Annotated in this window: 10 protein-coding genes; 6 read left to right on the plus strand and 4 right to left on the minus strand. The window is 44.3% G+C overall.

Annotated elements, in window-relative coordinates; translation table 11 throughout:
- Positions 1–10 precede the first annotated feature (10 nt).
- The 6 genes from pseI (at position 11) to A1359_RS01390 (ending at position 4,741) form a co-directional block, all read left to right on the plus strand.
- Positions 11–1,054, plus strand: a complete 1,044-nt coding sequence (pseI, locus tag A1359_RS01365) for a pseudaminic acid synthase (protein WP_066976906.1) — start codon at positions 11–13, stop codon at positions 1,052–1,054.
- A gap of 224 nt (positions 1,055–1,278) precedes the next feature.
- Positions 1,279–2,127, plus strand: a complete 849-nt coding sequence (locus A1359_RS01370) for a flagellin N-terminal helical domain-containing protein (protein ID WP_066976909.1) — start codon at positions 1,279–1,281, stop codon at positions 2,125–2,127.
- A 65-nt stretch (positions 2,128–2,192) separates the two neighbouring features.
- Positions 2,193–2,570 carry a flagellar protein FlaG gene (locus A1359_RS01375; RefSeq protein WP_066976912.1) on the plus strand — a complete coding sequence of 126 codons (378 nt, stop codon included), beginning with the start codon at positions 2,193–2,195 and terminating at the stop codon, positions 2,568–2,570.
- 27 nt (positions 2,571–2,597) lie between these two features.
- Positions 2,598–3,995: a flagellar filament capping protein FliD gene (fliD, locus tag A1359_RS01380; RefSeq protein WP_066976915.1), complete on the plus strand. Its 1,398-nt coding sequence runs from the start codon at positions 2,598–2,600 to the stop codon at positions 3,993–3,995.
- 13 nt (positions 3,996–4,008) lie between these two features.
- Positions 4,009–4,395, plus strand: a complete 387-nt coding sequence (fliS, locus tag A1359_RS01385; protein WP_083960435.1) for a flagellar export chaperone FliS — start codon at positions 4,009–4,011, stop codon at positions 4,393–4,395.
- 16 nt (positions 4,396–4,411) lie between these two features.
- A complete protein-coding gene (locus tag A1359_RS01390; RefSeq protein WP_157200428.1) occupies positions 4,412–4,741 on the plus strand; it encodes a hypothetical protein in 330 nt (109 codons plus the stop codon).
- A gap of 64 nt (positions 4,742–4,805) precedes the next feature.
- Here A1359_RS01390 and A1359_RS01395 read toward each other — a convergent pair whose 3' ends face one another.
- Genes A1359_RS01395 through A1359_RS01410 form a run of 4 tightly spaced genes read right to left on the minus strand, consistent with a single transcriptional unit; the run spans position 4,806 to position 12,196 of the window.
- Complete coding sequence (locus A1359_RS01395; RefSeq protein ID WP_066976921.1) at positions 4,806–6,416, minus strand: O-fucosyltransferase family protein; 1,611 nt, start codon at positions 6,414–6,416, stop codon at positions 4,806–4,808.
- A gap of 9 nt (positions 6,417–6,425) precedes the next feature.
- A complete protein-coding gene (gene asnB / locus A1359_RS01400) occupies positions 6,426–8,981 on the minus strand; it encodes an asparagine synthase (glutamine-hydrolyzing) (RefSeq protein ID WP_083960436.1) in 2,556 nt (851 codons plus the stop codon).
- Complete coding sequence (locus A1359_RS01405) at positions 8,951–10,369, minus strand: glycosyltransferase domain-containing protein (protein ID WP_066976927.1); 1,419 nt, start codon at positions 10,367–10,369, stop codon at positions 8,951–8,953. Before A1359_RS01405 ends, asnB begins: the two co-directional genes overlap by 31 nt.
- 3 nt (positions 10,370–10,372) lie before the next feature.
- On the minus strand, positions 10,373–12,196 hold the full coding sequence (locus tag A1359_RS01410) for an O-linked N-acetylglucosamine transferase, SPINDLY family protein (protein ID WP_066976930.1): 1,824 nt from the start codon (positions 12,194–12,196) through the stop codon (positions 10,373–10,375).
- Between the last annotated feature and the right edge of the window lie 48 nt (positions 12,197–12,244).

Genomic DNA, 12,244 nt, shown 5'->3' on the forward strand with positions numbered 1-12,244 from the left:
GGAATATTGAATGCAAATTTCTAATCAAGTGATTGGTATAGAACAGCCACCCTATATTATTGCGGAGATGTCCGGTAATCATAATCAATCTCTTGAACGCGCATTGGCTATTGTCGATGCGGCAGCTAAAGCCGGCGCCCATGCGATTAAGCTGCAGACTTATACGGCTGATACCATGACGCTGGATATAGCTGAGGGAGAGTTTGTAATCAACGATGCAAAATCTCTCTGGAAGGGGCAAGCACTGCATTCGCTTTATCAGCAAGCTTATACCCCTTGGGAATGGCATAAATCTATCATGGACAGAGCAAGGGAGCATGGTCTGCATTGTTTTAGCTCACCTTTTGATGAAACAGCGGTGGATTTCCTCGAGACTTTAAATGTGCCTTGTTACAAGATTGCCTCTTTCGAATGCGTGGACTTGCCGTTGATTCGTAAAGCGGCCAGTACCGGAAAGCCGCTTTTAATTTCGACCGGCATGGCGACAATCTCTGAGATTGCTGAAGCAGTCGATACGGCTCGTCTGGCTGGGTGTAAGGATCTTGTTTTGTTCAAATGTACCAGTACTTATCCTGCATCCCCAGAAAACACTAATTTACGTACTATTGCCCATATGCGTGAATTGTTCGGTTGCGAAGTCGGTCTTTCTGATCATACTCTAGGTATTGGTGCTGCATTGGCGGCAGTTGCTTTCGGTGCTACTGTGATCGAAAAACATTTCACGCTCTCCCGAGCGGATGGTGGTGTTGATTCGGCTTTTTCGCTTGAGCCTGATGAGCTTTCAAGTCTAGTTTTAGAGTCGGAACGTGCTTGGCAAGCGCTCGGTAGCGTTCAATATGGGTCAACTGTATTTGAAGAAAAAGCACGACTTCGTCGGCGTTCTCTTTATATAGTGGAAGACTTAAAGGCTGGCGATGTGTTGACGTCGAGAAATCTCAGAAGCATTCGTCCAGGATATGGGCTACCACCTAAGTTTTATGATGTACTTCTAGGTCGGAAGATTGCAAAAACGGTTAAGAAAGGTACGCCGCTAACCTGGGCGATTGTTCAATAGTTGATCCATTGCTTCTTGCTGCGATAAAGCAATTCCGGGATATTTTGCCCCCAATTGACTCTGAGGGTATGCAAGGCTTTTCCAGTTCAGTTGAAGTCGTAAAAAAGATTAAAGTAATTTGTGTTTCGGACGATAAATCCTGTGAGTTAGAAGTTTCATTTCAATCAATCAAGAAAGCACTGTTTAGGTCGGTAATATTCTAAAGCAGGGCGGAGGGTAAAATCATGGCAATGGTCATTAATACAAACGTCGCATCCTTGAACAGCCAACGGATGCTGGATAGAACTAATATGTCTTTGCAAACGTCGATGGAGCGGTTGTCTTCCGGTCTTCGAGTTAATTCTGCAAAAGATGACGCAGCAGGTTTGGCGATTGCCGATAGAATGACCTCGCAGATTCGCGGTATGACTGTGGCTATGCGTAATGCCAATGATGGCATATCCATGGCGCAAACTGCGGAAAGTGCGATGGGGGCGATCACCGAAACTTTGCAACGTATGCGTGATCTTGGGGTGCAGGCTGCCAACAGAGGGGCAGTTTCAGATACTGATAGAGCAAAGTTACAGACAGAATTTAAGCAACTCGGCGATGAAATCACCCGGATTGTTGGTAATACTGAGTTTAATGGAAAGAAAATTTTGAACGGTGGATTGTCCAACGCTATATTTCAGGTTGGAGCAGGGACCTCGGCTAACAACCAGATATCCATTACTGTTGAAAATCTAAGTGGTGCTTCTGGAATTGGTACGATCGTTAACGCTGGTGTTTCTATTGGTAGCGCTGCAACGTCAAACAATGTATTAAGCGCTATCGACACCATCGATGCCGCAATTGCTAAAATTGATGATTTTCGCTCTAAATTAGGTGCGGTACAAAATCGGTTTACCACTACAATCGGTAATTTACAGTCCTCAATAGAAAACCAAAGTGCTGCGCGCTCTCGGATCATGGATACCGATTTTGCAGTTGAAACCTCCAACTTAAGTCGGTCGCAGATTCTTCAGCAAGCGGGTACGGCGATGTTGGCACAGGCCAATCAGTCATCGCAATCGGTGCTTAGTTTACTTAGGTAGTTTGAATTGGGAGGTTGCATGGGTGTAGCCTCCAATTTGAATTCAAATTTATTAAGGTGATCGTCATGAGTAGCGAAATTCCCAATGTGTTAAAGCTTACTCCATTAGCGGCTGTAAAAGCTGTCAACAAGCAAGCGGAGGGTGTCGATTCCTCCAATAAGGAAAGTGTAGACAAAACATCAGACTCTAAACAGGCTAAGCCGGAATATACTTTGGGTGTAGTAAAGAAGGCAGTAGATGAAGGCAACAGTTTGTTACAGTCAATCAATCGTAATTTACAGTTTACAGTAGACGACGCAAGCAAAGAGCTTGTGGTTAAGATTGTCGATAGTGAAAGTGGTGAGTTAGTTCGGCAAATTCCGACCGAAGAGATGTTGATGTTTATACGCCGCATGAAGGAAATGGATGGACAGCAAGGTTCTGTGCTTCAGGATCGAGCTTGAGCAAGTTGATCAAATGAGGAGATTGTCATGGGCATTGTATCTTCAGTAGGCCTGGGTAGCGGGATTGATATTCAGTCGCTGGTTACCCAATTAGCGCAAGCTGAAACTCAGCCCGCGTTGAATGCTATCAGTCGCCAGAAAAGTGTTGCCAGTACTACGCTTAGTGGGCTAGGCACTTTGAAAAGCGCATTGTCTGGTTTTCAAACAGCTGTTGCTGGTTTGAAAGATGGCAGTCTTTTTAAAACTCATAAAACCAGTTCCTCGGATGAATCCATTGTAAAAGCAAGTGCAGGTGCCAATTCTGTTGCCGGTTCTTATGCGGTTGAAGTTACACAGTTGGCAAAAGCTCAAAAATCCATTGCAACATCGGAGTTCTCCAATTTTTCGGCTTTGGTTGGTGGAGGCACTCTAGCTTTTGAAACAGGAGCTGGCGAATCTTTCAGTGTGACCGTAGGTAACACAACCACTTTGTCAGGCCTACGGGATGCGATTAATAGTGCTACGGGTAATAGTGTAGTGACTGCTAGTATCGTCAATGTGGATCATGTTTCTACTGGTCCTAATGATCCTGAAAATGGCAGCACGGTTTCAAAGCTGGTTCTAACGGCCAAAAAAACCGGAGGCGAAAATGCCTTCACTGTCAGTGGAAGTGAGAATGTCGATGCGCCGGGCTTATCCCGGTTTTTTTCAGCCAACCTCAACGCGCAGACTTTAGCGTTGGATGCCATCATCAGCGTGGATGGTCAAACCGCAACTCGAAGCAGCAACAGCATGACTGATGTTTTAACGGGTGTGACGCTTGATTTGCAGAATGTGAGTGAAGGTACGACAGTCAATATTGATGTTAGTCTCGATAATGATGCCATTAATACCGCGGTTAACGGTTTTGTTGCCGCTTATAATAAATTAAGTTCGACGACCAAAAGCCTGGGGAAGTACGGTGGGTCTACAGATGGAACTGGCAATGGTGCATTGATTGGTGATTCAACTTTGCGAAGTATAAGCAGTCAACTCCGGCAAAATCTCACTAACACTGTTTCTTCAGCCACTAGCAATTACAACTCGTTGGCAATGATTGGCCTTAGTATCAAAGATGGTGTTATGTCATTGGATAGTGCTAAGTTAAATACCGCTTTAAGTACGGATCTACAGTCCGTCAGCGATATATTTTCGTCTACCGATGGTGTGGCCAATCGAACGTCTGATCGATTGAGCTATTTTTTGCAGTCTGGAGGCCCTTTAGATAGCCGGCAGAGCACGCTAACAAAAAAAATAGCTGATTTTGATGATCGAAAACTTGATATCCAAGAAAGACAAAGCAATGTACAGGCGATGTTGTTGAAACAATTTACTGCCATGGATGTAACGGTAGGTACGTTTAATTCGACCGGTAGTTTTTTAACCAATTGGATTAATAGCTTGTAATTAAGGGGTTTTTATGAACGCTGCTGCATACAAGAAAGGTGCAAGACAATATGCCGATGTGCATAGCTCAGGAGGGCTTGGTGAGGAATCACCTCATCGCTTGATACAGTTATTGATGGAAGGTTTTCTGGCTAGAGTTAATTCGGCGAAGGGTGCTATCGTGCATGGTGATATGGAGTCTAAAAGCATTTATATTTCCAAGGCGATAGGAATTACTGGTGGGCTAAACGAAGCCCTGAATCTTGAGCAAGGTGGAGAATTGGCTGCCAATTTGCGTCAATTATATGGCTATATTAATAGCTGCTTATTACAGGCTAGTCGTGAAAATAGCGAAGAGAAGCTGAATGAAGTTGCAGTTTTGATGAAAGAAATTAAGGAAGCTTGGGATGCCATCGCCTGATCTGGACAGGTCTTCGTTGACTAGTGAACAAACCTGGATTAGTAGTCAACGCGCGGTAATAAGTCAATATTCTGCGAAGATCGAATCGTGCATTGAGGGGGGGGCGTGGCAAATGCTGGCATTTGTTTTGCGTTCCCGCGAATGTTATTTACGTGATTTATATTCAGGAACTATTGCAGCGCAATTTAAGCCTGAAATGACAGTGTTGGCGGAAGAGATCCTTGGACAGGACAAGCTCTTGAATGAAATTGTAGAGACGCAAAAAAATATCGTTCGCCAAAAGCAACTTGCATTTGGCAGAAATAAACGGGCTCTTTCAAAATACGATCAAGACAATAGCTATTAATTTGTTCAGCCAGACTTTAAATTGGTCGAAATGCGTTGCCTCCTGAGACCGAAGTCAAGTTTTTTCAGAAAGCTCTTAAATACAAATCACTGAAACCGGCAAGGTTCGGTCGATCCAGCGGGCCGGGTATAGGTTCACGCGAATGCCCGGTAAATGTGGCAGATTCTTTACGCAAAAAGGTCAGTTCTAATAAGCGGGGCATAGGTATTCCGCCAATTAAAATGAGTCCGCCAGCATTATTGGCGTGCAGGTGAACGACGTAATGAGTTTTCGCCAGCTTTGACCAAACGGACTTCACTTTTTCAAAAAAGTCGCGATTGAGTAGATTTTGAAATCCATGGAACTCGCCAGTGATGATTTCGAAACGAGCCAAATCTTCCTCGTTCACTTCATTTAAGCAATCCCATTCGGCGCCCTCAGTATCGAACTTTAAAATTGGATACACAGCTTGACTCCAATCGGCGATATTTATCATGGATTGCAGCGATAATAATGGCGGCGTATCGTGGACACCCCAGCCTTTTGCGAAAAATTTGATATTCGGATGATCGGAAGGTGTATCCGATATTGTGTGATCAAATTGAAAAATCTTTGCACCACATTTGGCCAATGCCTTATCAAAACTTACTTCATCACCGATACCTATAGACAATACTAGGTTTGAATGTTGCGCACGGCTGGGTAAAACGTAACCGCCATCCGCATCGGCGCCGATACGTATTTTGGTTTCATCTGCCATATGCCAAGGTCGAATTAGATTCAATAAGTTCAGAATTTCACCCTGTGTGACAGAGTCGTTGTTCATCGTTGCTTTTATTGGAGATAACTGGGCAGAAAAAGCCTCTGTATGTTTAATGATCTGCGCCATGGTAAAAAACGTTGAATTGGATGTTTTGACTAATTTTGTTTTAGACAAAATAAGCAAGTCGACAAGCGCTTCAACAATTGAGCCTTCGGACCGCAGAATATTAAAAGGAAACTGTCGACCTTCTGGGTCGGTTGTCCAAGCTTGCCATGCATTGTCGCTATTGAGCTTTTCCGGGTAACTGGTTTTTGGGAATATGAAGCAATTATTTAATTCAGAAAACCGATCGCTGACTTCTTGTGAATCGGAACATACAAAAAATTTCGCCGAGTGGGTTTTTACCATCTCAAATAAGGCCTGATCGTCAACAGTGTCGCCAAAATCTGTCTTTCTGATGTGTAGGCCAAGCACAGAGTCATCAATGCAGTTTTGTTCACAAATTTCTATGACTGTGCGTCTGATTCCATCGGATAAAAATAAGTCCTGTATTGCATCCCGTATATCTTGGATATCTACGAATGCGGGTATGGAATTGTTAAAGTACAAAACATTCTCATGAGCGTTCAGGATTGTTTCGTAATCTGAGTAATCTTTCAGCTGCTGCTGATAAACGACGAGGTCTTCAGCAAAGTTACATTGGTTTTCATGCAGCAACAATTTATATTTATGTTCGTTTTGTTTAAAAAATTCAATGGAATCATTGTCAATTGGTAAATCAATTTTGAATAGCGTTTCAAGCTTTGCGCCACACCAGTTATTGATTGGCCAACAAATTCTCCATTCGTGTCCGTAACGTTGTCTTAAAATAAGTGCAAAAACAAGCGCATTAAGTCGGTTAGATAAACCACCATCGCAAAAAACTACTTTCATAATCAGATATTATTCAGGACGTTTAAAAACACCCACTACGATGAAGGGCGCCAGCTGCTGGGTTTGCTCAAATCGAGGTACGATACTTTGGATGGTGTAATAAGGCGGCCACTGGTACCAAGTTTCATACAGTAAAAAGCCATTATTGATCATAACGGTCAAAAAATGGTTGTATTGGAACTCATAAGGGTGATATTTAGCCAGAAGACCGTAGCTGTCTCCGCGATAGATAGGTGTGGAGCATAGGAATGTACCGCCGGGTTTTAAAACCCGCTTGGCTTCTGCTAGATAATCGCCCAGTTCGGTCGGCTTGATGTGCTCAATCGTTTCAAAGGATATGAAGGTGTCGACACTGCTGTTTTCTAATGGAAGGGATAGAACACTTCCTTGTAAGTAAGTCGCATTGGGTATCAGGGGTCTGTAATGTTGCTTGGCAAAGGCAACCATATTGGGGTCGATGTCGATGCCCGTGTAATGTTTGCAATTTAGAATTAACGAGGCATAACCGCAACCCATGGCGGCATCTAAAACGAGCGCATTATGACAAAAGCTTTTAGCAAAGGCATAACGATGCAGATGATCGATGTTTAAGGTTTGTAGCGTTCCAAAGGGGCGAGGAACCAAATGCTCATTTTCATCGACCTCATTAAAGTTAAAAGTCTGCTCGGATGTCGATTTTTCGCCGGCTTCGTTATTGGTGTTTGTATTTAACTCTTGCATGTCTTCGCCGGAAAGGTTTGAAAATTGTTGTTTAAATTGTGGGTAAGCTCTAGCAAACCAGTCAATAAGCACGTAAATGTTCCAAACTTTAAAGGGTTGTATGGGTTTGCCGTTGTAGTAATCATTCACTAATGCCTTGATTGCTTCCAAGTCAAGAATATCGGCTACAGGTTGATCGCGCAGAATGTCTAATGTCTCTAAAAAGCGACTTTGCAATGATCGCAGAAAAAAGACAGGTGGTACTGCGAATCCCATTTTTTGTCGTGTTACAACAGAGTTGGGTAATTTTGTTCTCATCAACTCGTTGAGAATATACTTCCTGGAATCTGTTGCCGGTAGTTTCATGGCCTGCGGCAGTTGGGCTGCAAAATTGAACAAATCCAGGTCGAGAAAGGGATAGCGTCCTTCTAGCGAATGCGACATTAAAATTTTATCCGCCTTCATCATCAGATTTTCAGGCAGCCAGGTATGCAGATCAAAACTCTGCATACCGTTAAGTCTTGTATCCGCCGAGTCGTAACATTCTCTGTAACGCAAATGCTGAGCAGGCAGCGCTTTGTTTTTTAGGTAAGCGCTCGCATCGTCATAGTTTGAACTTTGATAAAAGTAATAGGCAAAGCAGGTATTGCTGTCGTATTCTGGATTCAGTACGTTCAGATATTGGTTATATCCGGCGAACAACTCATCACCGCCTTCGCCAGAAAGTACTACGGTAACATCTTTGCGAATATCGGCACAAAGTCTGGACAGCGCAAAGCACGCAGGATCCGCAATAGGTTCGTCCAGTCTGAGAATGTTGTCATCCATCTGGTTAAACAGCTCATGTTGACTGAGACAAACTTCCTGATAATCGAGATCGAAATGCTGAGCGACTTCCCGTGAAAAGCTAAACTCATTGATTTCGGGAAAACCTATGCTATATGCCTTTAGTTTGACGTTATTACGATTTAGATAATAGGCGATTGTGCTGGAATCTAGCCCGCCACTTAGTAATAAGCCTATTGGTGCTTCACCCATCAATTGAGATTGAACGGCATGGTTCAGGCGGCTATCAAGTTCTTCCAAATAGCTTTCGGCACTGCGCGGACTGACAGGTTCTTCTAATTTTAGCTTGGCATACGCTCGTTTTTGGATTTGCTTACCGTCAAACGACAGCATATGACCGGCTGGGAGTTTTTCAATTCGTTGAAAAAAAGTGTGTGGTGCCAGCGTATAACGGTACGTCAAGTAATCCTGGAAGGCAAAAGGATTCAGCGTCGTATCGATGTTTGGTAGTCCTAGTAGGGTTTTGATTTCGGAAGCATAGGCAAAGAAATTGTCATCGTCATAAAAGTAAAGAGGTTTGCTACCAAATCGATCTCGCACCAGAACGAAATCATTGCCACCGTTGCGCCAGAGACAAGCAGCAAACATACCGTTCAATCTTTCGAAAACCGTATCCCCATCAGAGAGATAAGCTGCCAGAATGCTTTCGGTATCCGTATGTGTTTTGAATGGATACCCTTGGGTTTCCAGGGTCGTGCGTAACGTTTCCCAATTGTACACTTCGCCGTTATAGGCTATCCCGCTTTGTCCGTCGGGTGAGTATATTGGCTGGTTGCCACCTGCTCGGTCGACAATAGCTAAGCGCAAATTGGCAAAAACAAAGCGCTCACCGATATGGCATCCATAATGATCTGGACCTCGGTGCCTCAGCGAAGTAGAAAAAAAATCACTGATTTTTTCTAACGTGTCCGCAGGTACGTCCTGTTTGAAGTAAATTCCAGCTATGCCACACATATCGATGGAGTTTTTTAGAGTTAAAACCTGCCTGATTAGCGAATGGAATGCATCTTGGCTGACCATTCAAAAAAAATCAGGCTATTAGGGATGGGGCAACTGAGGTTGTCATGAAGCGACTGATTGACTGAAACATCACAGTTCACCGCAAAATGATCGGCTATTCGCTTTCTGATCGATTCGACTTGCTCAAGTTCGTTTGATCCGCTAGTGAGTATAGCGCATATACCTTTGCCCGGATGCCACGACGGAACAAATGCTTGAAAAGCCATGCGAATATTCTCTGGTGGCACACCCAGCAGGATTGTGACGTTATATAAATGTTCTAGGTTCGAAAAAATGTGTCCATTTTTTAGTGTTTCGACTGACACTTCCAAGGTGTGACTTGAATGCTGGGGTAAGAATTGCGCAATCGAATTGGCAGCAGGGGAAAACTCCTCAGGTAAAAAGGCTAGAGGATCTGACTCATTTTTAACGTGAACCAAAAGCGTATTGCCGTTCGTACCACGCATTTTGCTAAGTTGGTCGCCTAAGGTGTCGGCTATAGAACGACGTGGTGCGACGGTTTGACCCAAGCTGCTGAAGCTTCGACGACAAATGTACTCAAGGATTCGTGGCTTTTTGTCATAGATACTACTTTGTGTAGGTTGAGAGGTTAAGAAGTGGGCTTTTGGATTGCTTTTTGCCTCAGGAATATGTCTATGCAGCCAGCCATACTTTACATCGTCGAAATTTGCTTTAACGCGTCCTTTACCCGTATTCAGTGGGTTATGGATCAAATTATTGTCATGTTTTAGTCCTGGTAGCGGTTCGACCATACATCCTGATCGTTTAATAGCAAAATCAAATGACATTTGATCTCGCTTGGAATAACACAAAAATTGTTCCCACCAGAGTTGTCCATGTTGCTGAACCATCGAGTGATTGTGGTTGCGGAAAATCACGGTACAGGTGTGGAATGGGGAAATGGACTCCAGTGGCATAAGCTCCGCGTAATACTTTAACTGCTTATGGATGGTGTCGATATCATCGTAGCCCAGCATCGCAATAACATCGGCTTCCTGCTGTAAATTGTTTCTATACGCATGCCGATAGGCTTTGAATAGATAGGGGTGAGTCGTCGATAGGTCGCTACTGTTAGGTAGTCTTTTGAAAGTGACAATATTGTCTATGTAAAGGCTGTAAGACCATTCAGCCAGATATAAATGCGGCAGGGTTTTTGGGCGGCGGGACAGTTTTTCCGGCGGTAGATTCTTGTCCTCAATGTAAATGAAGCTCCAAGTGTCCGATTGCAAGTCTTTGTTGTCGGTGAAACAGATAAAATCGATGTCGATGTCAGAATCGGATTCATCGAGAAGGTCGGATAACGGCGACCCCAGAGCTTCTTTGCTTCCGAGCAAAACCGTATAGACAACCAGGCGCTCTCGAGGTTTGTTAGGGATTTCGAGAGACATTTGCTATTGGATGGTTGAAATATCTTGAGCCAATTTTTTGAACTGTTCTTCCAGATTTCGAACAAAACGAGGGGTGTCGAACAAAATACCGTCTCTCCGAACCTGTTGCAGGTGGGTGCGCAGGCGCTGGCAATCATTGGTTGATTGGGCCAGCTCTACTGCCTTATTTTCATAGGTATCTAAGTCGTAGGTAATCAGTTCCGGTAGTTCCGCTGCTGTCAATAATGCCCCCGCCATCCTCGATGCAAAAGTGCGTCCACACATCGTTAAAACGGGTAAGCCCATCCATAAGGCGTCATTTGCTGTCGTGCCAGCATTGAATGGGAACGAGTCAAGAAATAAATCAGCAACAGCGTATCGCGCTAGATAATCTTCCGGCGATACGCGGGGCGCAAAAATCAATCTAGAAGGGTCAATATTATGGATTTCAGCCTGTTTTTTTAAATTAATCTCAGACCAAGCATTGTCCGCCAGCAGCCATAAAACACTGCCTGGCACCCGGTTAAGTATATTCATCCATGTAGAAAAAACTTCGGGTGTGAATTTATAGTTATTGTTGAAAGAACAGAATACGAAACCTTGCGATGGTAGGTTGCAAGCTTCTCGCTTGGGGGGGGCAGAACTCTTCCTCTTCTGGTCGCTGACTTGATAAATGTCGGGCATGTACAAGGGTTTTTCGGAATAGTAACAAGCATATTCCTCAGGGATAAGAAAGCGGTCCGCAATGACGTAGTCAATGGATGGTAATCCCGTGGTTGCGGGGAGTCCGAGATAAGTAATTTGGATAGGCGCGGGGCGGTAAGCAAGAATATTCGCTCGTGCTCCTAGCGTCTGGCCGTGTAAATCCACCAAGATATCGATTTCGTGCTCACGTATCAGGTTTGCTGCGGCTTCGTCTGTCAGTGTATCGATGCGTTCAAAATGGTCCATCGCGTCTATGACGCGCTGGCGCAGCTCTGAATGCCCTTGTTGAGTCCAACAGTAACCGTAAATTTCAAATTGCTCACGATCATGAAGTTCGAACAATTGCACGGTCAGCATGGCTACCGGGTGAAGGCAAAAGTCTGATGAACAGTAGGCAATCCTTAACTTTTTATGTTCATATCCAGTATCTGGCGATAGCTTGGGTGCGTTCTGGAGCAGCTTGTGTTTTGCAAAGTGGCGGGCCGCTGTCAATTGTGCTTCCGGGTCATCAGAAAGACTTAGCATCGCCAATGCAGAAGTGGATCGTTGCATATTTTCAAGGCTCAGGCCGGTGATTGTTGAATAGACCGGCCAAGAGCATTGTTTCTCGCGTAAATAAACCCAGTGATGGATGACGTCCGGCTGATTAGCCTCAATGACGAGACTGCGCGTTAAATAGTCAAGTGCCTGACCATATTGTTTGCGGTTTTCTTGCACGCGTCCCAGGTTGTTAAGGGCTAGTAGCAACAAATGTCTGGAGTCGGGTTGATTAGGTTGCACATGATCATCTATCCAACGCCATTCGGCGACTGCGGCATCAATAAGCCCTTCGCGCTCGTGGATGAGGCCAAGATTAAATCGAGGTTGAACGAAAGCCGGTGCGAGTTGTATGGCGTCTTGATAAGCAGTTTTAGCGCCTGCTAGATCACCTTGGTTGAATAATATTGTACCGAGATTAAAGGAGACAACATGGTTGTAAGGTGTCTTATTGCGCTGTAACCAGGTTTGATACAGCACGGCAGCCAGTGGAGCCAACTTTTTAGATTCTAGCTTTTCCGCTTCGCCAATCAATTGATTGAACTCGAGTTGAGCTTGCCAGGCGTTGACTATAGTTGCTGCAAACTGGCTTTCGATAGCCGACATTTCTACTCCCTGACCGAGACTGAATAATGATAAAAAAATCTGGCGTCC

It is taken from the genome of Methylomonas lenta (assembly GCF_001644015.1).
In the GTDB taxonomy this organism is placed as follows: domain Bacteria; phylum Pseudomonadota; class Gammaproteobacteria; order Methylococcales; family Methylomonadaceae; genus Methylomonas; species Methylomonas lenta.